At 71.5% G+C, this 22091-nt stretch carries 19 protein-coding genes and 1 tRNA gene; 8 read left to right on the top strand and 12 right to left on the bottom strand.

Annotated elements, in window-relative coordinates; all coding sequences use genetic code 11:
- Nucleotides 1–12: 12 nt before the first annotated feature.
- From ACIPYW_RS15240 to ACIPYW_RS15220, 5 genes are all read right to left on the bottom strand, one after another.
- Complete coding sequence (locus ACIPYW_RS15240; RefSeq protein WP_400414985.1) at nt 13–1782, bottom strand: peptidoglycan D,D-transpeptidase FtsI family protein; 1770 nt, start codon at nt 1780–1782, stop codon at nt 13–15.
- A gap of 88 nt (nt 1783–1870) precedes the next feature.
- Nucleotides 1871–2572: a hypothetical protein gene (locus tag ACIPYW_RS15235; protein ID WP_400414983.1), complete on the bottom strand. Its 702-nt coding sequence runs from the start codon at nt 2570–2572 to the stop codon at nt 1871–1873.
- Between the two features lies 1 nt (nt 2573).
- Nucleotides 2574–3533 carry a 16S rRNA (cytosine(1402)-N(4))-methyltransferase RsmH gene (gene rsmH, locus ACIPYW_RS15230; RefSeq protein ID WP_290132112.1) on the bottom strand — a complete coding sequence of 320 codons (960 nt, stop codon included), beginning with the start codon at nt 3531–3533 and terminating at the stop codon, nt 2574–2576.
- Nucleotides 3534–3640: 107 nt separating this feature from the next.
- Nucleotides 3641–4072, bottom strand: a complete 432-nt coding sequence (mraZ, locus tag ACIPYW_RS15225) for a division/cell wall cluster transcriptional repressor MraZ (protein WP_290132113.1) — start codon at nt 4070–4072, stop codon at nt 3641–3643.
- An 896-nt stretch (nt 4073–4968) separates the two neighbouring features.
- On the bottom strand, nt 4969–5361 hold the full coding sequence (locus tag ACIPYW_RS15220; RefSeq protein WP_290132114.1) for a DUF3040 domain-containing protein: 393 nt from the start codon (nt 5359–5361) through the stop codon (nt 4969–4971).
- Nucleotides 5362–5444: 83 nt separating this feature from the next.
- Here ACIPYW_RS15220 and ACIPYW_RS15215 point away from each other — a divergent pair, with 83 nt between their 5' ends.
- Nucleotides 5445–6563, top strand: coding sequence for a polyprenyl synthetase family protein (locus ACIPYW_RS15215; RefSeq protein ID WP_400414978.1), 1119 nt, complete (start codon nt 5445–5447; stop codon nt 6561–6563).
- Between the two features lie 90 nt (nt 6564–6653).
- Here ACIPYW_RS15215 and ACIPYW_RS15210 read toward each other — a convergent pair whose 3' ends face one another.
- The gene (locus ACIPYW_RS15210; protein ID WP_290132116.1) at nt 6654–7010 is read right to left on the bottom strand and encodes an Rv2175c family DNA-binding protein; all 357 of its coding nucleotides are present in this window, start codon (nt 7008–7010) and stop codon (nt 6654–6656) included.
- A gap of 172 nt (nt 7011–7182) precedes the next feature.
- On the opposite strand from ACIPYW_RS15210, the gene ACIPYW_RS15205 reads away from it, so the two are divergent.
- Both ACIPYW_RS15205 and pknB read left to right on the top strand, forming a co-directional pair.
- Nucleotides 7183–8475 (top strand): LysM peptidoglycan-binding domain-containing protein, encoded by a 1293-nt coding sequence (locus ACIPYW_RS15205; protein WP_400414975.1) that lies wholly within the window; start codon nt 7183–7185, stop codon nt 8473–8475.
- A 128-nt stretch (nt 8476–8603) separates the two neighbouring features.
- Nucleotides 8604–10679 carry a Stk1 family PASTA domain-containing Ser/Thr kinase gene (gene pknB, locus ACIPYW_RS15200; RefSeq protein ID WP_400414972.1) on the top strand — a complete coding sequence of 692 codons (2076 nt, stop codon included), beginning with the start codon at nt 8604–8606 and terminating at the stop codon, nt 10677–10679.
- A gap of 393 nt (nt 10680–11072) precedes the next feature.
- On the opposite strand, the gene ACIPYW_RS15195 is transcribed toward pknB, so the two are convergent.
- From ACIPYW_RS15195 to ACIPYW_RS15185, 3 genes are all read right to left on the bottom strand, one after another.
- Complete coding sequence (locus tag ACIPYW_RS15195) at nt 11073–12458, bottom strand: class II 3-deoxy-7-phosphoheptulonate synthase (RefSeq protein WP_400414970.1); 1386 nt, start codon at nt 12456–12458, stop codon at nt 11073–11075.
- Nucleotides 12459–12553: 95 nt separating this feature from the next.
- On the bottom strand, nt 12554–13279 hold the full coding sequence (locus tag ACIPYW_RS15190) for a lysophospholipid acyltransferase family protein (protein WP_400414967.1): 726 nt from the start codon (nt 13277–13279) through the stop codon (nt 12554–12556).
- 34 nt (nt 13280–13313) lie between these two features.
- The gene (locus tag ACIPYW_RS15185) at nt 13314–14267 is read right to left on the bottom strand and encodes an ROK family glucokinase (RefSeq protein ID WP_290132121.1); all 954 of its coding nucleotides are present in this window, start codon (nt 14265–14267) and stop codon (nt 13314–13316) included.
- A 144-nt stretch (nt 14268–14411) separates the two neighbouring features.
- Between ACIPYW_RS15185 and ACIPYW_RS15180 the strand changes: the two genes are divergently transcribed.
- The 3 genes from ACIPYW_RS15180 (at nt 14412) to ACIPYW_RS15170 (ending at nt 17012) form a co-directional block, all read left to right on the top strand.
- On the top strand, nt 14412–16376 hold the full coding sequence (locus ACIPYW_RS15180; protein WP_400414965.1) for an AMP-dependent synthetase/ligase: 1965 nt from the start codon (nt 14412–14414) through the stop codon (nt 16374–16376).
- A gap of 331 nt (nt 16377–16707) precedes the next feature.
- The gene (locus ACIPYW_RS15175; RefSeq protein WP_400414963.1) at nt 16708–16872 is read left to right on the top strand and encodes a hypothetical protein; all 165 of its coding nucleotides are present in this window, start codon (nt 16708–16710) and stop codon (nt 16870–16872) included.
- A 68-nt stretch (nt 16873–16940) separates the two neighbouring features.
- A tRNA-Arg gene (locus tag ACIPYW_RS15170) sits at nt 16941–17012 on the top strand.
- Nucleotides 17013–17049: 37 nt separating this feature from the next.
- Here the strand turns inward: ACIPYW_RS15170 and ACIPYW_RS15165 are convergent.
- Nucleotides 17050–18072, bottom strand: coding sequence for an aldo/keto reductase (locus tag ACIPYW_RS15165; RefSeq protein WP_400414961.1), 1023 nt, complete (start codon nt 18070–18072; stop codon nt 17050–17052).
- A 91-nt stretch (nt 18073–18163) separates the two neighbouring features.
- Between ACIPYW_RS15165 and ACIPYW_RS15160 the strand changes: the two genes are divergently transcribed.
- Together ACIPYW_RS15160 and ACIPYW_RS15155 are read left to right on the top strand one after the other, a co-directional pair.
- Nucleotides 18164–18733: a TetR/AcrR family transcriptional regulator gene (locus ACIPYW_RS15160; protein WP_400414958.1), complete on the top strand. Its 570-nt coding sequence runs from the start codon at nt 18164–18166 to the stop codon at nt 18731–18733.
- Between the two features lie 52 nt (nt 18734–18785).
- Nucleotides 18786–19457 (top strand): hypothetical protein, encoded by a 672-nt coding sequence (locus ACIPYW_RS15155; protein WP_400414956.1) that lies wholly within the window; start codon nt 18786–18788, stop codon nt 19455–19457.
- A 192-nt stretch (nt 19458–19649) separates the two neighbouring features.
- On the opposite strand, the gene ACIPYW_RS15150 is transcribed toward ACIPYW_RS15155, so the two are convergent.
- Together ACIPYW_RS15150 and ACIPYW_RS15145 are read right to left on the bottom strand one after the other, a co-directional pair.
- Complete coding sequence (locus tag ACIPYW_RS15150) at nt 19650–21083, bottom strand: MATE family efflux transporter (protein WP_400414954.1); 1434 nt, start codon at nt 21081–21083, stop codon at nt 19650–19652.
- Between the two features lie 213 nt (nt 21084–21296).
- Nucleotides 21297–21740 (bottom strand): MarR family winged helix-turn-helix transcriptional regulator, encoded by a 444-nt coding sequence (locus ACIPYW_RS15145; RefSeq protein WP_400414952.1) that lies wholly within the window; start codon nt 21738–21740, stop codon nt 21297–21299.
- Nucleotides 21741–22091: the final 351 nt, after the last annotated feature.

The raw sequence follows: 22091 nt of genomic DNA, 5'->3' as shown, positions 1-22091 counted from the left end.
GCTCCTTCTTCCTCACCACGTGGACGGGTACAGCTTCGCCTCGGACGCGGAGGGGGTTACTCGGTACTTCTCGAGCACCTGGGACATGAGGGTTCGGAACGCCGGAGCCGCACCGGACGAGAACTTGCTCGTCTGCGGCTTCGTGAACGTCACCGTGACAACATACTGGGGGTCTTCCGCAGGTGCCATTCCGGCCACGGAGATGATGCGCTGGCCGCCGTAGCCCTTCGAGCCCTCGGCCACCTCGGCGGTACCGGTCTTCGCGGCGACGTTGTAGCCCGAGATCGGCTGCATGCCCACGAGCGTGCCGCCCTTGACGACGCTCTGCAGCATCTTGACCGTCTGCTGGGCCGCGCTGGCCGAGACGACCCGCTCCGGCTGCACGTCGGGCGCGTCGATCGTCTTGCCGTCCGCGGTCTCGCACCCCTTGACCAAGTGCAGCGGGATCCGGACACCCTGGTTCGCGAGCGTCTGGTAGATGCTCGCCACCTGGAGGGCCGTCGTCGAGATGCCCTGCCCGAACATCGAGTTGATGTTCGTCTGGGAGTCCCAGTCGGGGGTCGAGCCGTACTGCATCCCCGGCTGGCCCGGGTAGTCGATCGCGGACTCGGGCTCGAACAGGCCGAACTTCTTCATGTAGTCGTAGCGCTGCTGCTTCGTCAGGCGCTCACCGAGCTCGGTGATGCCGACGTTCGACGAGTCCTGCAGGATCCCCGTGAGCGTGAGCTGCTCGGTCGGGTGGAACTCGGCGTCGTGGATGGTCCCGCCCCACGGGAACGTCCGCGAGTACGGGACGGTGGTGCCGTCGGTCGGGCTCGACTTGCCCTCGTTGATCAGGGCGGCAGCGATGGCGGCCTTGATCGTCGACCCGGGCTCGTAGGTGTCGGTGATCGCCCGGGACCCGTAGGCGCCCTTGTCGGTCGTCGCGTCCACGTCGTTGGGGTCGACCGTCGGCCAATCTGCCACCGCGAGGACCTCGCCGGTCTTCGCGTTGATGACCGTGGCGGTCGCGGACTGCGCCTGCAGCTGCTTCCCCGCGGACGCGATCGTCTGGTTCGCCATGTACTGCAGGTCGCTGTCGATCGTCGTCTCGAGCGTCCCGCCGTCCTTGGCCTGCTTCGTCGTCACGGTCGAGCCGGGGAGCTGCACGCCGTCCGCGCCGCGCTCGTACGTCTGCGAGCCGTTCACCCCGGCGAGGCACGCGTCGTACGCGTACTCGAGGCCAGCCTGGGCGCCGTCGGTGCCCAGGAAGCCGGTGATGTTGCCGGTGGTGGCGCCGGTCGGGTACACCCTGGCAGCCTGCGGTGCGGCGTAGACCCACGGGATCTGCAGGGCGATGACGGCTTCGTAGTGCTTCACGTCGAGGCCCTTGACCAGGTACGCGAAGTCCGACTTCGGGTCGGCCGCGATGTTCTCGCGCATGGTCTTCAGGTCGCCGCCGGAGGCCTTGACGAGGGCGTCCAGGGCCGTGTCGACACTGACCTCCTTCACCCGCGTGCCGCCGAGCTTGCCCTTGAACTTCGAGACCAGGCGGGGCGCCGTCGTGATGTTGTACCGGGTGACGCTGTCGGCGAGTTCGACGCCGTTTCGGTCGACGATCGCGCCGCGGTCCCCGTACACCGTGACCGGGATGCTCCGCTTCGCTTCGGACGCCTTGTCGAGGTCGGCTGCCTGGACCACCTGGATGTCGACGAGCCGGACGACGAACACCGCCACGAGGGCGATCACGGCGATCATCACCACGCTGTAGCGCAGTCGTCGGTTGCGGATCGTCTTGGTCACGCGGCGCGGTCCTTCCCGGTGGTGGCGGTCCCGGTGGTGCCGGTCCCAGTGATGGCGGTGCCGGTGGTGGCGGCCACCAGCGCCACGGTCACCGGGTGGTCGGTGCCTGGAGCTGGTTCGGGTCGGACTCTACGGACGACTTCGAGGTTGCCCCGTCCGACGCGCTGGCGCCCCCGGTCTTCTCAGCGTCGGTCTTCGCAGTGTCGGTCGTGCTCGTCGCGTCGGTCTTGCTCGTCGCGTCGGACGTGCTCGTCGCGTCGCCCTCCTCCGCTGCGGCCTTCTCGGTCCCCTTGCCCTTGGTGACGAGCGGTACGTCCTGCAGGAGCGAGTTCGGCACGAGGTTCTCCGTCGCCGCGGTCGCCTCGTCCGCCTTCGCGGGCGTCGGCGTGCCGTACACCCGCCCGGTCTTCGGGTCGAGGTACACCGGCGTCGAGTTCGCGATCATGCCGAGGCCCTGCGCGTTCCGGGCGAGGTTCTGCGGCGAGTCGAGCACGCGCAGTTCCTCGGAGAGCGACTGCTGCGTCCGCGTGAGCTTGGTCTGCTCGGCGTCGAGCGAGTTCAGCGTGTAGGCACCCTGGCTGAGCACCATGCTGATCCCGAGCTGCGCCAGGAGCAGGATGCCGAGCGCCGAGACCGCCACGATCGCGTACGCGATCCGCGGCCGGGCACGACGCTGCGCCTTGCTCGGCGCGACCTCGACGAGCTCGGGCCGGTCACGCTGGTCCTGGCGGGACGGCCGGGGCGCGCGGGACGGGACGACGGGGTCGACGAGTGCGAGGTTCGTGCTCATGTCACTTCCGGATCCGTTCGGCCGCGCGCAGGCGCACGGGGATGGCTCGGGGGTTGGCGGCGCGTTCGGCCTCGTCGGCCAGTTCGGCGCCCTTGACGACCAGCTGGAAGGTGGGACGGTGCTCGGGCAGCTCGACGGGGAGGCCCGCGGGGGCGCTCGAGGTCGTGCGAGCCACGAGTTCGCGCTTCACCATGCGGTCCTCGAGGGACTGGTACGACTCGACGACGATCCGGCCGCCCACCGCGATCGCGTCGAGCGCTGCCGGGATGGCCCGCTCGAGCACGCTGAGCTCGGCGTTCACCTCGATGCGCAGCGCCTGGAACACGCGCTTCGCGGGGTGGCCCTGGCGCTGGACGGCCACCGGCGTGGCGTCGTGGAGGACCTGCACGAGGTCGCCCGACATCTCGAACGGCTTCGTCGCACGACGCTCGACGATGGCCCGGGCGTACCGGCCGGCGAGCTTCTCCTCGCCGTAGCGCTGGAAGATCCGACGGAGTTCGCCCTCGTCGTACGTCGCGAGGACGTCGGCCGCGGTCTGCCCCTCGGTGCGGTCCATGCGCATGTCGAGCGGGGCGTCCTGGCTGTAGGCGAAGCCACGCTCGGCACGGTCGAGCTGCAGCGAGCTGACACCGAGGTCGAACAGCACACCGTCGACCTCGTCGAAGCCCTCGCCCGCGATCGCGTCGGCGATGCCGTCGTACACGGTGTGCACGAGCCGGACGCGGTCACCGAACCGTGCGAGCCGCTCCCCCGCGATCCCGAGGGCGTCGGTGTCACGGTCGAGACCGATCAGCGTCAGCTCGGGGAACCGCTCGAGCAGTCCCTCGGAGTGGCCGCCCATGCCGAGCGTCGCGTCGACCACGACCTTGCCGGGTCCCTCGAGCGTCGGTGTGAACAGCTCGACGATGCGCTCGAGCATCACCGGCGTGTGCGGGAAGCGTTCCCTCTGGTCTTCGGCCATGTCAGCCCCTGTGTCCTTCCGGGCCGCGGGTCCGGATCCCCATCCATGCGACCTGACGTCGGGGAAGTGACGTCAGGGCACCACGGCTGGGAGTCCCGATCCGCGGATCAGAAGATCCCCGGGATCACCTCCTCGTCGTTGTCGGCGAAGCCCTCTTCGACCTCGGCGTAGTAGGCCTCCCACGCGGTGGTCGACCAGATCTCGGCACGGTCACCGGAGCCGATGACCGTCAGGTCCCGCTCGAGCCCCGCGTAGTCGCGGAGGTTCTGCGGGATCGTGACGCGGTTCTGCTTGTCGGGCTGCTCGGCGCTCGCTCCGGAGAGGAACAGACGCATGTAGTCCCGGGTGCGCTTCGACGTCATCGGAGCGGTGCGGATGCGCTCGTGGAGTTCCTCGAACGTGTCCGCGCTGAAGACGACGACGCAGCGCTCCTGCCCGCGGGTCATCACGAGCCCCCCGGACAGCTCGTCCCGGAACTTGGCGGGGAGGATCACGCGACCCTTCTCGTCGAGCTTCGGGGCGTAGGTACCGAGCAGCACGTCGGGCCTCCCCTCCGCTCCACCGGACCGTTGCTGGCCCCACTTTACTCCACTCCCCTCCCCGTGCCCAGGTTTGCGCTTCCGAAAACACCCCTGTGCCCCCTTCTGGGGCGGCTTCCATCGAGATACGCACCCGCTCAGACGCGCAGTACCCCCGGAAACACGGGGGTGTGGAGGGCAGTGGAGGGTGTGGAGGAAAGTGGAGGGCTTTCACGGCCCCAGCACGGCCTGGAGGCGCGGCGCACCCCCGCCACGCCGCTCACCTCCGCCGTGCGGTCACCCCGGTGCCCCGCGCCGCATCGTCGAGGCCCCGGTTCGCGAACGTCGCGCGGTCACGACTCCCCGCGTGATCCACGTCGTACGGTCACGGACGGTCGCTCCGGAACGTCACGGGCGACACTTCGCGACCACTCGACGACGTGCACGCGGGATGTCGTGACCACGGCAGCCAACGGCCCGCGCTCCGTACCTGCGTCCCGCCCGTCGCGTCCGCCCGGCGTTGGTCGCACAACGTGCCGCTCACCTTCGGCGCGGCCGACACTTCGTGCGACCACGTCGACCGCACGTGGCACGTCGTGCGACCAGACCCAGCCCACCGACCCCGCACGTCTCGCGATCAGGCGAGCCGGACGCGTGCGGCACGACGCTCGGCACCTCCGGACGACGCCGCGCACTTGGTCGCACAACGTGCCGCTCGCCTTCGCCGCGGCCGACACTTCTTGCGACCACGGCAACCCGCACGCGGCACGTCTTGCGATCAGCCCTCGCCCGTCGCCCGGCCCACCGACCGCGGCGCTCCCGCGCGCGCACTCCGCGCTTCGTGCCCCGCCCCGGACACGCGGAACGGGGCCGGTCCCGAAGGACCGACCCCGTTGCGACGTGTGGAGGAGGTGGAGCTACTGCCCCTGCTCGTTGCGCTTGTCCCAGCGCTCGTTCATGCGGTCCATGAAGGACCCGCCCGACGACGAACGCTTCGACCCCGACGAACCGCCGGACCTCGGCGTCCGGCCCGGCTTCGCCTTGGGAGCCCGCATGCCCGGGCGCAGCGCGAACAACACGCCGGCGAGCATGATCACGAACCCGAGGATCCCGACGAGCGGCTGGCGGAGGACCAGTCCGACGATGACGACGGCGACGCCCGCGAGTGCACCGAGCACCCCGAGCGCGATCGACGTGTAGGTCGGACGACCCTGGCGCCGCGTGACGCGCGCGACGAAGTCGGAGTCGTTCTGATAGAGGCTGCGCTCCATCTCTTCGAGGAGGCGCTGCTCTTGCTCCGAGAGTGGCATCTGTGTTCCCTCTGTTCCTGGGATCGACGCAAGGTCTTGGTCGGCCGATTCTACGTCCCGACCACTCCACTAGGGTAGGGAGTGTGGCTGAGAGTACGCGATTAGTGGACCTCGTTTCCGCTCGGATCGAACGGGCCCTGGACGAGCAGCGTGAACGGCTCCTCGCGATCAGCCCCGACCTCGCTCCGTTCGACGAGTACGCGCGGGACCTCCTGTCCGGCGGCAAGCGCTTCCGGGCCCTGTTCTGCTACTGGGGCTGGCAGTCCGTGGCCGGGCGTTCCGGGTCGTTCGACCCCCTCGCCGAGGGCTCCCGCCAGACCACGGCCGAGGCGGTCGTCACCGTCGCCGCAGCGCTCGAGGTGTTCCACGCCGCTGCGCTCGTGCACGACGACATCATGGACCGCTCGGACACCCGTCGCGGCCTCCCCGCGGTGCACCGTCGGTTCGAGGCGCTCCACCGCGACTCGGGGTTCACCGGCGACCGCGCGCAGTACGGCACGAACTCGGCGCTGCTGCTCGGGGACCTGCTGCTCTCCCTGAGCGACGCGGTCTTCGACGAGGGCCTCGCGCTCCTCGATCCCGCCCGCGCCCGGATCGTCCGCCAGGAGTTCCACGCGATGCGCCTCGACGTCACGGCGGGGCAGTACCTCGACGTGCACGAGGAGACCGCGTGGCCGGCGATCGACGAGGGCGAGCACCTCCTCCGCGCCCAGCGCGTCATCGTCTTCAAGTCAGCGAAGTACTCGGTCGAGGCCCCGCTGGTCATCGGCGCCCTGGTCGCCGGCGCGAGCGAGTCGCAGCTCGAGGGTCTCCGTTCCTTCGGACTGCCCCTCGGCGTGGCGTACCAGCTCCGCGACGACATGCTCGGCGTCTTCGGCGACCCCGAGGTCACCGGGAAGCCCGCCGGCGACGACCTCCGCGAGGGCAAGCGCACCGTCCTCATCGCGAGCGCCCGCAAGACGCTCTCCCCCGGCCCTCGACAGCTGCTGGACGAGCTGCTCGGCGACCCGGACCTCGACGAGGCGCAGGTGCAGATGCTCCGCGCGACCCTCACCGACTCGGGCGCCGTGGCGGCGGTCGAGCGCTCGATCGACCGGCACGTGCAGCGCGCCAAGGCCGCGCTCGACGCGGCACCGCTCACGCCGTCGGCGCGTGAGCAGCTCGCGTCGTTGGCCGACACGGTCACGCGCCGCGTCGCGTAGACGGAGGCGACGGACGGACCGGAGGCTCAGCGCGGGCCCGCACCGCGCCTCCAGTCCGTCAGCGCGTCGCCGCCAGAGCCGCGGTCGCAGCTAGAGCAGTGACTGCGCGATGCGGCGCACCTCGGCCTTGCGGCCGGCGCGCAGCGCGTTGATCGGCGAGTCGCCGATCGCGTCGTCGACGGCGAGCATCCAGCGCACCGCCTCGTCGTCGGAGAAGCCGTTGTCGGCGAGCACGATCAGCGTGCCGCGGAGCTCGGGGAGCGGCTCGGAGCCGTCGAGGAACTCGCTCGGTACCCGGAGCACACCGTCCACCCGGGCGGGCAGCAGTGTCTTCTGCTCGAAGAGCCGGTGGACCCGGCCGGGGGTCACGCCGAACAGCTCGACGAGGTCGGGGACCGTCAGCCAGCGTTCGGAAAGGGTCGCGTCGTCAGTGGGTGCAGGACTCACACGCCCATGTTGCCAGAGCGACGCGAGGTGTCGTACACCCCGTTCGTCACACCAGTCACACGCGCAACATTCGACTCTCTGGTTGACTTGGGAATCAGCCCATGCCAGCGTTGAGCCACCTGTGAGTGCGCACACGCGCGCGTGACCGGCTCACCGAGGACAGGAGACCACCGTGGACAACGCTGCAGACGAGGCCGCCCGACGCGCGCGATCCGCCCGCTTCGCGACCATGCCGATCGTCCTCGCCGGAACGATCGCCGTGACCGCCGGCCTGACCGGACCGGTCGCGCACCTCGAAGCGCGGCACGACGACGAGGGAGGTGCCAACAAGCGGCACGTGGACCAGGACCGCAACGAGAGCGACGGCCCGGTGTTCACCACCGCCGTCGCGCGTCCGGCCGAGACCACGGTCACGACGGTCGCCGCCGTCTCCAAGACCCCCACCACCGCTGTGCCCACGAACTACACCGTGCGGCAAGGCGACACCGTGTCCGCGATCGCGGCACGCTACGGCCTCTCTGCGCAGGAGGTGCTCGTGCGCAACGGCCTCGGCTGGAACACGATCATCCACCCGGGGCAGACCCTCCACCTCGCCAGCACCCCCGCGGTGCAGGCCGCTCCGGCACGGACGACGACGACGTCGACCACGGGGAGCTACCACGTGCGCTCGGGCGACACCGTGTCGGGCATCGCCTCCCGGATCGGCGTGTCGACGCAGGCGCTCCTCCGGGCCAACAACCTCTCGCAGCGGAGCGTCATCTACCCCGGGCAGACCCTCCGGGTGCCCTCCGCCTCGGCCGCGAGCACTCCGAGCACCTCGTCGTCGAGTGCCTCCCCGCGGCCCGCATCCACGGCGTCCACCAGCAGCGGACACGTGAAGATCGTCTCGGGCGACACGATCGCGTCCATCGCCGCCGCGCACCACGTGTCGGTGAAGGCGCTCCTCGCCGCGAACGGCCTCAGCTACACGAGCACGATCTACGCGGGCAAGACGCTCGTGCTGCCGGGAGCCACCGTGTCGACCGCTGCGGCGACCTCGACCGGGTCCACCGGAGCGTCGGTCTCGAGCACGGTCCTCAGCGCCGAGCAGTGGCGGAACGCGGCCACGATCGTCAGCGTGGGTCGCTCGCTCGGCGTCCCGCAGCGCGGGCTCGTCGTCGCCCTGGCCGCCGCGATGCAGGAGTCGAGCCTCAGGAACCTCTCGCACGGCGACCGCGACTCGGTCGGCCTCTTCCAGCAGCGGCCGAGCCAGGGTTGGGGCAGCGCCGCCTCCCTGCAGGACCCCTCGACCGCGGCCAAGCGGTTCTTCGCGGGGAACCCCGGCAAGACCCGCGGGTTGCTCGGTGTCCCGGGTTGGGCGTCGATGAGCGTGACGGACGCCGCGCAGGCCGTGCAGGTGTCGGCGTACCCGAAGGCGTACGCGAAGTGGGCCGGCCCGGCGGAGACCTGGCTCGCCTCGCTCTGAGTGCGGGCACGTCTTCCTGACGATCGCTCAGCCGATCGGCCAGTGCGACTCATCCCAGAGGTCGAGATCGGGTAACGGTCGGAGCGTCAGTACGGGCTCGTGCAGCCCGGATTCGTAGAATGCCGCAGATGACCACGAACGCCACGGACCCCATGATCGGTCGGATGATCGACCGACGGTACCGTGTGCGCTCCCGCATCGCCCGCGGCGGTATGGCGACGGTCTACCTCGCCACCGACGTCCGACTCGAGCGGCGCGTCGCGATCAAGATCATGCACGGGCACCTCGCCGACGACCAGGCGTTCCGCGAGCGCTTCATCCAGGAGGCCCGTTCCGCCGCCCGGCTCTCGCACCCGAACCTCGTCGGCGTGTACGACCAGGGTGCCGAGGACGACACCGCCTACATCGTCATGGAGTACATCCCCGGCATCACGCTGCGGGACCTCCTGCAGGAGCACCACGCCCTCACGCCGGAGCAGGCGACCGACATCCTCCGCGCCGTCCTCGCGGGGCTCGCGTCCGCACACCGCGCCGGCATCGTGCACCGCGACCTCAAGCCCGAGAACGTCCTGCTCGCCGACGACGGTCGGATCAAGCTCGGCGACTTCGGCCTCGCGCGCGCCTCGACGGCGAACACGGCGACCGGGGCCGCGCTGCTCGGCACGATCGCGTACCTCTCCCCCGAGCTCGTGACCCGGGGCGCCGCCGACTCCCGCAGCGACATCTACGCGCTCGGCATCATGCTCTACGAGATGCTCACCGGTGAGCAGCCGTACAAGGGCGACCAGCCGATGCAGATCGCGTACCAGCACGCGAACGACACCGTGCCCCGCCCGAGCGCGGCGATCCCCGGCGTCCCGCCGGAGCTCGACGAGCTCGTGGCCTGGGCGACCGCACGCAACCCCGACGACCGGCCGGCCGATGCGCGGGAGATGCTCGACCACATGTCGGGCGGAGCCCAGCGCGCGACCGGGCAGTACCGGACCGCGGTGCTCCGACCCGAGAACGCCACCGCGATCCTCCCGTCCGACGGACCGGCGTCCCACACCCCGGCCTCCTACGGCTCGGCACCGGAGGACGACGCCGACGACACGACCGTCCTCGACCGCGCGGCCTCCGGGGCAGCAGGCGTCGCCGCCGGCACGGGCGCCGCCGCGGCCGGTACCGCACCGCGGCAGCGCGGACGGAACCAGCCCGGTCCGCGCCGCACCGGCGGGCAACCCGGCGTGCTCTCCCCCGCGGCACAGCGGCTCGCCGACAAGTCCGCGAAGCGCCGCAAGCGCGGGTGGATCGTCCTCGCGATCGTCGTGCTGCTGGCGCTCATCGGCGGGACGATCGGCTGGGTGTACGGGCCGGGGCCGCTCGGCAACGTCCGCATCCCGGAGGTCGCCGGCAAGAGCGTGTCGCAGGCCCGCCAACTGATCGAGGCGCAGGGGCTGCGCACGGCGGCGTCGAACGGCCACCGGTTCGACGCGGTCATCGCGAAGGGCGAGGTCTCCACGACGAAGCCGGCCGCGAAGCGCGAGGTCCGGAAGGGCACCGCGATCCAGCTCGTCCTCTCCGACGGGCCGCGCATGATCGCCCTCCCCGCGATCATCGGCCAGCCGGAGTCGACCGTCACCGCCGCGCTCGACGACGACTTCGAGCTGCAGGACACCCAGTACCAGTTCTCCGCGGACGCCGCGAAGGACACCGTCATCGCCGCGACCGGACGCGATGCCTCCGGCGCGGTCGACCTCGGCAAGACGGAGACCTACGCCGAGCGCGGCCCGGTGACACTGACCGTCTCGCTCGGCCCCGTGCCCGACGTGGTCGGCAAGACCGTGGACGATGCGCGGTCCACACTCGACGGCGTCGGCCTGGAACTCGGGTCGCAGGACGCCAAGTACGACGACCAGGTGCCCGAGGGGCAGATCATCTCGGCGTCCGCGACCGACGACCCCGCAGTGCAGGGCACGAAGATCGACGTCGTCGTGTCGAAGGGTCCGGCGCCGATCCAGCTGCCGGACGTGCACGACAAGACGATCAACGACGCGACGAGCACCCTCGAGGGCCTCGGGCTCAAGGTCTCTGTCCCGGACTGCACGAACATCCTCTGCGGCTTCTACGACTGGAAGGCCACGCTCCCCGTGACGGGGACGGACCCGCCCGCGGGCACCACCGTGCACCGCGGCGACACGATCACCCTCGCGTACGAGCAGTAGCGCCGCGCGCGGCGCGCGGCGCGCGGACGTGCAGGTGCGCGGCCGCGCGGGCGACCGCCCCGCGAAAGCGACAGAAGCGCGCTGCCGGCCGCCGTCCGCTCCGCGAAATCGACAGATGTGCACCACCGCGCCGCGCAAGACTGTCGCCTTCGCGACCACCCGACGGCCGGGAGGCACGGTGCCAGCCCGCCCCGCGCCTCCCGGCCGTCACGTGCGCACCCGGCGCGACCGCACTGCGGAAGCGACAAGAGCGCGCTGCGCGCCGCCGGGTGCCCCGCGAAAGCGACAGAACCCCGCGACGGGGTCGCGGGGTTCTGTCGCTTTCGCGGGCAGATGCGCCGCACGCGCCGCATGCGCCGCATGCGCCGCACGCGCCGCAGCCGCGCGCCGCGCTCAGCGCGCGGTGTGCGGGTGTGCCCCGAGCTCCTCGGCGACGAGGAACGCCAGCTCGAGCGACTGCATGTGGTTCAGCCGCGGGTCGCAGAGGGACTCGTACCGGGTCGCGAGCGTCGCCTCGTCGATGTGCTCGGAGCCGCCGAGGCACTCCGTCACGTCGTCGCCCGTGAGCTCGACGTGCATGCCGCCCGGGTACGTGCCGACCTGGCGGTGGGCCTCGAAGAACCCGAGCACCTCGTCCACGACGTCGTCGAAGCGGCGCGTCTTGTAGCCGGTCGGGGTGGTGAGGCCGTTGCCGTGCATGGGGTCGGTCACCCAGAGCGGATTGGCGTCCATGCTCTTGATGGCCTCGAGGAGCTTCGGCAGCTCGTCGCGGATCTTCCCGGCGCCCATGCGCGTGATGAAGGTCAGGCGTCCGGGCTCGCGGTTCGGGTCGAGCTTCTCGACGAGTGCCTTCATGTCGTCGACCGAGGTCGTCGGGCCGAGCTTGACACCGATCGGGTTCCGCACGCGGGACAGGAAGTCGACGTGCGCGCCGTCGATGTCACGGGTGCGCTCCCCGATCCAGATGAAATGGCCGGAGGTGTCGTACGCCTGGCCGGACCGGGAGTCGATGCGGGTCATCGGGCGCTCGTAGTCCATGAGCAGCCCCTCGTGCGAGGCGTAGAACTCGACGTGCTTCAACGCTTCGAAGTCGGCACCGCAGGCGTCCATGAAGCGGATCGCGCGGTCGATCTCCTTCGCGAGGTGCTCGTACCGGGCGTTCGCCGGGTTCGACGCGAAGCCCTTGTTCCACGAGTGCACCTGGCGCAGGTCGGCGAACCCGCCCTGCGTGAAGGCGCGGACGAGGTTCAGCGTCGACGCAGCCGTGTGGTACCCCTGCACGAGGCGACGGGGGTCGGCCTGCCGGCTCTCCGGCGTGAAGTCGTAGCCGTTGACGATGTCACCGCGGTACGCCGGCAGCGTGACGTCCCCGCGGGTCTCGAAGTCGCTCGAACGCGGCTTCGCGAACTGCCCCGCCATGCGGCCCATCTTGATGACGGGCATCGAGGCACCGTACGTGAGGACGACGGCCATCTGCAGGATCGTCTTGACGCGGTCGCGGATCGAGTCGGCGGTGGCGCCGGCGAAGGTCTCGGCGCAGTCACCGCCCTGGAGCAGGAACGCCTTCCCCTGGGCCGCGGCGGCGAGCCGTTCACGGAGCTTGTCGACCTCGCCAGCGAAGACGAGGGGCGGCAGCGTCGCGATCTCGGCCGAGGCCGCCTCTGCTGCTGCCGCGTCCGGCCACGTGGGCTGCTGCTTGATCGGGAGCGTGCGCCATTGGTCGAGCCCCTCGATGACGTCCGGATCCTGCAGGGCGACGAAGTCGGTCGACTCGAACAAGGGCGTTACCTCGGTGTTCTGGGCTCACGGCCGGTCGGGCGACCGGATGTCCGGTCGCGACCCGCCGTCCGGCCGGGTTGCCGGACCCTGTGAGCCTACCGTCCGGAGGCCCCGCCGCGCTCCTTCATGACCTGCTCCCGCGCGGAGCTCGCACGCTCCTTGACACTCGTCGCGTAGACGTCGACGTACTCCTGCCGGCTCAGCCCGGCGAGCTCGTGCATGACCTCGTCCGTGACGCTGCGGAGGATGAAGCGGTCGGTCTCGAACCCCTGGAAGCGGGAGAAGTCGAGCGGCTTGCCGAACACGACGCCGACGCGCTTGAACTTCGGGAACCGCTGGCCGATCTGCTGGACCTCACGGGTGCCGACCATCGCGACCGGGACCACCGTGACGCGACCCTCGAGGATCATCCGCGCGATGCCGGTGCGACCGCGGTAGAGCTTGCCGTCGGGGCTGCGGGTGCCCTCGGGGTAGATGCCGAGCTGCTCCCCGCGGGCGAGGACCTGCAGCCCCGTCCGGAGCGAGGCCTCGGACGCCTTGCCGCCGGAGCGGTCGATCGGCAGCTGACCGATGGCGTTGAAGAACGTCTTCGTCGCCCAGCCCTTGAGGCCGCGGCCGGTGAAGTAGTCGCTCTTGGCGAGGAACGAGATGCGGCGGTCGAGCACCGCCGGGAGGATCACCGAGTCGATGAACGAGATGTGGTTCGACGCGAAGATGACCGGCCCCGTGGTGGGCACGTGCTCACGGCCGACGACCCACGGTCGGAACAGCGTGAGGATGAGCGGGCCGAGCAGGAAGTTCTTCAGCAGCCAGTAGGTCATCGATGACTCCGAGGGAGGTGGGGTGTGGCCGACCCTACGCCGTCCGGGCGTGGATCCGGGCGAGGTCGGCTGCTCCGACGACACCCGCGTCGTTCACGAGCTCCGCGATCACGAAGTCGGGCTCCGGGTGGTAGCCCCGGGCCGGGAGGTTGCTGAGGTAGGCCTGCTTGATCGGCTCGAGCAGCCGGTCCCCCGCGCTCGCGACGCCGCCGCCGAACACGAACAGCTGCGGATCGAGCACGGCCGACAGCGACGCGCAGGCCTCACCGAGGTGCCGCCCGAGCCGCCGGAGGGCCGCGAGTGCACCCGGGTCGTCCGCGAGGATCAGGTCGCCGACGACCTTGCCGTCGAGCTGGCCACCGTTCTGCTCGCGGGCGTCGGCGAGCGCGGACCCGATGCCGCCGGCGTCCGCGACGTCGTTCGCCATGCGCTGGAGTGCACGACCCGAGCCGTACTGCTCGATGCAGCCGCGGGCGCCGCAGCCGCAGGGCAGGCCGTTCGGGACGATCCGGAGGTGGCCGATCTCGCCGCCGGTGCCGAAGCCACCGCGGAACAGGCGGTCCTCGGTGACGATCGCGCCGCCCACACCGGTACCGATCGTCAGCATGGTCATGTCCGACACGAGCCGACCGGCCCCGAAGCGGAACTCCGCCCAGCCGGCCGCGTTCGCGTCGTTGTCGACGGTGATGTGCAGGTCGCCGATGCGCTCCTGGAGCTTCTGGCGCAGGGGCTCGTTCCGCCACCGGATGTTCGGCGTGTAGTAGACGATCGACTGCGACGCGTCGATGAAGCCCGGCGCGGCGACCCCCACCGCGCTGACCTCGTGGGAGGCCCGGAGGCGCGTGACCATCGTCACGACGTCGTCGAGCATGGCGTCCGGGTCCGCAGCGTTCGTGGCGACGCGGTCCTCGGCGAGGATCTCGCCGAGCTCCGAGACGACCGCTCCCGCGATCTTGGTGCCCCCGATGTCGATTCCGATGGCGTGCACGGTCCACGAGCCTACCGGTTCGCCGTGTCCACACCGAACGCACGGCCCGCTCCACGGGGTTCTCCGTGCGACGGCCCCTATGCTGGCGGTGTCGCCTCGACGATGAGGCGTACTCGAATCGAACCGGCCGACGAGGGAGTCACCGTGAACGATCAGCGACCCGAGCGCCTCACCAATGCCGCCGCCGAACAGGACGCCGCCGCGACCGGCACCGAGCCCACCACGCGGTCTGCCGCGGCCCCGGCGGACGCCACACCGTCCGGGAGGCACGCCTCGCGTCCCGGCGCCGGTCCCGTCGCGCCCGACCACGGCTCGGCAGCCCGCCTCCTCACCGAGCGTGCGCGACTCACGCCCGACCGGCCGATCCTCGCGCAGCGGCAGGGCGACACCTGGACGCCCATCACCGCGGCCGAGACGCTCGCACGCGTCCGTGCCATCGCGAAGGGCTTCGTCGCCGCGGGCCTCGAGCCGGGCGCGCACGTCGCGATCCTCTCCCGCACACGCCTCGAGTGGACCCTGGTCGACTTCGCGGTGTGGACCGCCGGACTCGTCTCGGTCCCCGTGTACGAGACGAGCTCCCCCGACCAGATCCGCTGGATCCTCTCGGACTCCGAGGCCGTCGCGATCGTCGTCGAGCAGGAGCAGCACGCGCGTCGGGTCGCGGGCATCGCGCCGGACCTGCCCCACCTCGGGCAGCACTGGACGATGGACGGCGGCGGGCTCGACGACCTCGCCCGCCTCGGCGAGGACGTCAGCGACGACGATCTCGACGCCCGCACGGCCACCGTGCACGGGCACGACGACGCGACGATCATCTACACGTCGGGGACCACCGGCCGACCGAAGGGCTGCGTGCTCCGGCACGACAACTTCACCGGCACGGTCGAGGGCGCGTCCGAGGCCATGCCCGAGGTCATCGCCGAGGGATCGTCCACGCTGCTGTTCATCCCGATGGCCCACGTGTTCGCGCGCTTCATCGCGGCGATGTCGCTCTCCGCGGGCGTGCTGGTCGGCCACGAGCCGGACACGAAGGACCTCATGAAGGCCGTGTCGACCTTCAAGCCGACGTTCCTCCTCGCCGTCCCCCGGGTCTTCGAGAAGATCTACAACTCGGCCGAGCAGAAGGCCGACCTCGGCGGCAAGGGCCGGATCTTCCGCGCGGCGGCGGCCACCGCTGTCGCGCACTCCGAGGCGTTGAACACGGGCAAGGTGCCGCTCGGGCTCCGGCTGCGGTTCGCGCTGTTCGACAAGCTCGTCTACGCCAAGCTCCGGGACGCCATCGGTGGACGCGTCCGCTACGCCGTCAGCGGTTCGGCTCCGCTCTCGCCGCGGCTGTCGCACTTCTTCCGCTCGATCGGCGTCCACATCCTCGAGGGCTACGGCCTCACCGAGACCACCGCGCCGGCCACGGTCAACCGGGCCGCGGAGCTCCGGATCGGCACCGTCGGACGTGCGCTCCCCGGTGTCGAGGTCCGCATCGCCGACGACGGCGAGATCCTCATCCGCGGCGTCGACGTCTTCGACCGGTACTGGCACAACGACGAGGCGACGGACCACGCCTTCGCCGACGGCTGGTTCCGGACGGGCGACCTCGGCCGCCTCGACGCCGACGGCGTGCTCACGGTGACCGGTCGTGCGAAGGAGCTCATCGTCACCGCGAGCGGCAAGAACGTCGCCCCGGCCCCGCTCGAGGACGGCATCCGCGAACACCCGCTCGTCGGGCAGGCGATCGTCGTCGGCGAGGGCAAGCCGTTCGTCGCCGCGCTCGTGACGCTCGACCGTGACATGCTCCCCGGCTGGTGCGAGGCCCGGGGCATCTCCCCCGTGCTGGACCCGCACGAGGCGGCCTACGACGAGCGGGTGCACCAGGCCGTGCAGGAGGCCGTGGACACCGCGAACCAGCGGGTTTCGCGTGCGGAGTCGATCCGGTCGTTCACGATCCTCGACACCGACCTCACGGAGGCGTCCGGGCACCTCACCCCGAAGCTCACGATCAAGCGTCCGGTCATCGTGCGGGACTTCGCCGCGGACATCGAGCACATCTACTCGGGCTCGAAGGTGCAGACCACCGCCACGCCGGTGGTGACCAGCCGTCGCCGACGCGGCTGACGGTCCGGACGCGACAGCACTGACGCAACCGCCGGGAGGCCCCGGGGGGGGGGGGGGGGGGGGGGGCCGGGCGGCCCCGGGGGGGGGGGGGGGGGGGGGGGGCGCGGGCGGGGGGGGGGGGGCGGGGGGGGGGGGGGCCGCGGGGGGGGGGGGGGGGGCCCGGGGCGCCGGGGGGGGGGGGGGGGGGCCGGGGGGGGCGGCGGGGGGGGGGGGGCCCGCCCCCCCCCCCGCCTCCCGTCCGTGTCATGGTCGCGCCTTCGCAGGCCGCGGCGGAGGCGACCCACCACCGCAGGGCAGACCCGGTTGCGGTGTCCTCGCCTAGCATGCGTCCATGAGCCTCATCGAAGCGGCCGGGTCGTGCGCGACGACGGTGTCGGACTGCCGCGACGCCGTGGGGACTGCAGAGTGGATCCCGCCGTTGCTGTTCCCTGCCGTGGTCGTGGTCGCCATCGTGGCGGTCTTCGTGCTCGTGGTGCTGCGACGCCCTCGGCGATGAGCCGGGCGTCCGCCTGAGCAGCAGAGCCGGTCCGTCACCTGGTCGCGCCCGCTAGAGTGGTCCAGCCAGCCTCTGTAGCTCAATGGAAGAGCAGTTCCGTCCTAAGGAAACGGTTGGGGGTTCGAGTCCCTCCAGGGGCACCGAGCACCAAGCGCCAAGCACCGAGCACCAGCACCGTCAGGCAGCGGCGCGCTCGTCCTCGGGGCGGCGGCGCATCGCCGGGGAGCCGACCTCGGGCCCGCGGTACACCATGTCCATCGCCCCGATGCTCTCGCCCGGCGGGACGATCGCGTCGATCCGGTCGAGGACCTCGTCGGAGAGCACCACGTCCACCCCGGCCAGGGTGTCCTCGAGCTGCTCCATCGTGCGGGGCCCCGCGATCGCCGACGTCACCCCCGGGTGCGCGATCGTGAACGCCATCGCGAGGTGCGTGAGCCGGATCCCGGTCTCGTCGGCGAGCGCGATGAGCTGCTCGATCGCGGCCAGTCGTCGTTCGTCGCGGAAGTGCCGCATGCCGGTGCTCGCCCGGAACTCGTCGTTCGACTGCCCGGCACGGTACCGCCCGGTCAGCGAGCCGCCCGCGAGGGGGCTGTAGACGAGCGTCCCCATGCCGTACCGCTGCGCGACGGGCAGGACCTCGCGTTCGATCTCCCGATCGAGGATCGAGTAGTTCGGCTGCTCGGTGCGGAACCGCTCGAACCCGCGGCGCTCCGACACCCACTGTGCCTCGACGATCTCGGAGCCGCGCATCGACGAGCTGCCGATCGCGCGGACCTTGCCCTGCCGGACGAGGTCGGTGAGCGCCGAGAGGGTCTCGTCGATGTCGGTGTCCGGGTCCGGGCGGTGCAGTTGGTAGAGGTCGATGTGGTCGGTGCGCAGGTTCCGGAGCGACCGCTCGACCGCCTCGACGATCCACCGACGTGATGCTCCGCGGTGGTTCACGTCGTCGTCGACCGGGCCGTGGAACTTCGTCGCGAGGACGACCTGGTCGCGTCGTCCGGCCAGTGCCTCGCCGACGACCTCCTCCGAGTCGCCGTAGCGGTCCGCCGTGTCGATGAAGTTGATCCCGGCGTCGAGCGCCCGGTGGATGATGCGGACGCCTTCGCTGCGGTCGGGGTTGCCGAACTGGCCGAGCATCATCGCGCCGAGCGCGTAGGGCGTCACCTTGATGCCGGTGCGTCCGAGGGTGCGGTACTGCATGGCGGTCTCCTGTAGTCTCGTATCCGGAACAGCGTTCCGCTGATGTCGATCACCATACGGAACATTGTTCCGCTTACGCAAGGGGTGTGTTGTGCCGACCGCCGAACCGCGTCGCCTGCGCGCCGACGCCCGCCAGAACGTCGACGCGATCCTGCAGGCAGCCCGGACGGTGTTCGCCCGGTCCGGGGTCGACGCCCCCGTGCGCGAGGTCGCTGCCGAGGCCGGCGTCGGCGTCGGCACGCTCTACCGGCACTTCCCGCAGCGCGCGGACCTCGTCGCCGCCGTCTTCACGTCGGAGATCGACGACACCGCCGCCGAGGCCGACCGTCTGCGCGCGGCGTACCCGCCGGGGGAGGCCCTCGACCGCTGGGTCACCCGGTTCACCCGGTTCGTGGCGACGAAGCAGGGGCTCTCGTCGGCGCTGCACTCCGGGGATCCGGCGTTCGACGCGCTGCCGGGGTACTTCGTCGACCGGCTCGGGCACGTGGTGCGCGAGCTCCTCGACGCGGCGATCGCCACGGGGGAGGTCCGCACCGACGTCGACGCGGTGGAGCTCCTGCAGGCCATCGGCGATCTCAGCCACCGGGCGCCCGCGGCCGACGGCACGCCGAACCCGATGGTGCGCGTGCTGCTCGACGGTCTTCGCGTCCGCCGCGGCTGAGGGAGCGTGCAGCAACGCCTGCCCCGCCCGGCGGCGGCCCTAGTCTGGCGCGATGGGGAACAACGGACGACGCCGTGGGGGCGTGATCGGTCTGGTCGTGCTGGTCGGGTACCTGGTGCTGCGCTTCGGCCTGCTCGCGTACCGGGAGCACGAGGAGGGGATGAGCACCGAGGGCATCGTCCTGAGCCTCCTCGGGTTCGCGGCGCTCTTCTTCGTGATCGTCGAGGTGATCAACCTCGCGTACCACGCGCACACCCGGCGCCGCGAGCAGGCGCTCGTCGCTCGGCACCCCGGCGCCCACCTCGTACCGGTGCGGGTCAGCCGTGACCTCGGGAAGCAGATCGACTGGGCGGCCGGCGCCCTCGGCCTGCCCCGGGAGTCGGTGCCCCGGCGCGGCTACGGCACCCTCGTCGCGGACGGCAACGGCATCGGCCTGTACTCCGGCGGATCGACCCCGACGCTCCTCGTCGGCATCCCGCGCGCCGCGGTCGTCTCGGTGGCGAGCGGCGACGCGAAGGCCGTCGGTCGGTACGCGTTCGGACGGGTCGACGCGATCCGGGTCCTCGCGGGCGACCCGAACGCGCCGGTGTGGATCGACGTGCCGGCCTACCGCGTCGTGTTCGGATTCCCGAAGCACCTCCGTGGCGAGGAGCTCGACCAGCGCGTCCGCGAGGTGGCCTCGGCGGTCGGCGTCTCGGTCGCGACCCTCCCGCCGGTGCGCTGACCGCGACGCACAGGGTCCGCAACGGACACCGTGCAGGACGTACGTCGCGCGGAGCCCGGACCAGCATCGCGGGGTGATCCGCCACGTGCTGATCGGCGGAGCGCCCCGCGCCCGACGTGGGGACCACCGGACAGGAGGCCCGAGGCGCCGCCGCCACGGGCCTCCCGTCCGGTGGTCCGGCCGGCCTGCCGCTCAGGCAGCCGACTCGACGAGCGCCGCCTCCGCGCGTTCCGGCGACCCCTCGGCGAGGCCTCGGGCGATCCGTGCCCGGGACACCGCCCACAGCACGAGCGCCGCGGCGAACACGAGGACCTCGGTCACGGTGAGCGCCCAGATGATCCCGGCGAGCCCGAACCACAGGTTCCCGACGAACACGATCGGGATGAACAGCACTCCCTGGGCCAGCGAGAGCGTCATGGCCGGAGCGACCATCCCGGTCGCCTGGAACAGGGACGTCAGCAGCCCGGTGAACCCGTTGACGATCGTAGCGACCAGCTGCGCCGTGAGGATCGTCACGCCGATCGCGAGCACGGCGTGGTCGCCCGAGAAGACCGTGAAGACCTGCTCGCGGAACACGAACACGGTGCCGGAGAACACGAGCACGATCGCACCGACCGCCAGCGCCGCCGCGCGGAGTGCCGAGCGGAGCCGCGCCGCGTCGCCCTTGCCGAAGGCGTACGCGAGGAGCGGCAGCACGCCGATCGTGATCCCCATGACGAGGAACTCCGGGACCTGGGCGATGCGGACCGCGACGCCCATCGCCGCGAGCGGGTCGTCCCCGTACGCGCTCGCGAGGTTGTTCAGGACGAGCGTCGTGACGATGAGGAACGCCGACTGCAGCAGCTCGCCCGCGCCGATGCCGAGGACCGGCCGCACGACGTCGCCGCGCAGCGTGAACCACCGCGGCGCGAAGCTGACGTTCGCGCTGTGCCGCTGGAGCCAGGTCACCCAGTAGCCGATCGCGACGAGGTTGCCGAAGCCCACCGCGAGCGCGGCGCCGGCCACACCCCAGTGCAGCACGAGGATGAAGAGCACGTCGAAGACCAGGTTGCCGAGGGTCGACAGGACGAGCCCGATCATCGCCTGCCGAGCGGCGCCCTCCGAGCGGACGATCTGCTCGAGTGCGAAGGACGCGGCGAGCGCCGGGACGAACGCGAGCATCACGGCGACGTACGCGCTCGTGGCAGGGGCGGCCGGAGCGTCGGCGCCGAGCAGCGCGACGAGCGGGTGCAGCAGGAGGAGCCCGACGGCACCGAGCACCGCGCCGGTGGCCACGGCGCCCCAGAGTGAGAACGCCGCGACGCGCTTGATGTCCTGTGCCCTGGCCGGGTCGTGCTCGGAAGCACCGAGCATCCGGGACATCAGCGCGCTGCCGCCGACGCCGAACACGCCGCCGACGGCCATGACCAGGCCGAGGAGTGGGGTGCCGAAGGTGATCGCGGCGAGCAGGGACGTGTCGTGCTGCGAGCCGACGAAGCCCGCGTTGACGACGTTGTAGACAGCGCTGACGACCATCGCGGCGGCCATCGGCACGCAGAGGTGGACGAGGGCGCGGATGATCGGAGCGGCGGACAGGTACCAGCGGTTCCGGTCGGCGACGTGGTCGGGCTGCGTGGTGGTGCTCATGGCTGCCTCCTTCTGGGCAGGGCGGAGCGCGCGCCGACGGTCGTCGGCACGGCGTGCGGGGGCGCACCGACGAGCGTCGGGGCGCGGGCGGTCGCGCCGACGGGTGTCGGGGCGCGGGCGGTCGCGCCGACGGGTGTCGGGGCGCGACGGGGACAGCGGCCGGCGGTCGCCGTCGCTGTGCTGGGTGCCTCCGGTCGGGAGGCCCGTGGCGCGTTACCGGGTGGGCTCCGGCAGGGCTGCGGTCACCTTGCGCAGGAGGTTGTGCAGGGTGGTGCGCTCGTCGGGGGTCAGTGGTGCGAGGATCTCGTCGTCGAGGGCGTACATGGCGTCCTCGAAGCCGGCGATGAGGGCGGCGCCGGCCTCGGTGGCGTGGACCCGCTTCGTCCGTGCGTTCTCCACGTCGGCGCGCCGCTCGACGAGTCCGCGGCGCTCGAGTCCCTGCAGGAGGCTCGAGACGCTTGCGGCACTGGTCCGGGTGACCTCGGCGAGCTCGCGCTGGATGGCGCCGGGCGAACGCTGCAGGTACCCGAGCACGAAGGACTGCTCCTGCGTGAGGTCGCGGTCGCGCACCCACTCCTCGGCGGCCTTGCGCTGTGCCCACCCGATCCAGCGCATGAGCTGGAGCGGGGTGTCGAACTGCGGAGCCTGCTGCGTCATGGTCAGAACTCTAACTGTTCGACCTCTAACTGTCAACGGCTGCTCGGCCGCCCCCGAACGGGGGTATCGCCAGAGTGTGGGCGCTTCCTTGTAGGTTGTTCAGGGAGCGCGGATCAACCACCCGCGCGCAGTCCTCAGCACGACGGCGAAGCCGTGCACACCCGAGGGGGATCAGGGATGGACCGGAACGACTCCGCGACCGCACGACGCGTGCAGTCCTGCGTGAGCGCCGGCGTCCCACCCTTCATCCACGGAGGTGACGCGATCCGCTGAAGCCCGTCCGCGCGCAGCTCGACGCGCACACGTGACTCCGAGACCGCCCCACCAGCGGTCTCGTCGGATCCCCGGACC

This window comes from Curtobacterium sp. NPDC089689, from assembly GCF_044749145.1.
GTDB lineage: Bacteria > Actinomycetota > Actinomycetes > Actinomycetales > Microbacteriaceae > Curtobacterium.
This window is presented reverse-complemented; position numbering and strand designations above follow the sequence as displayed.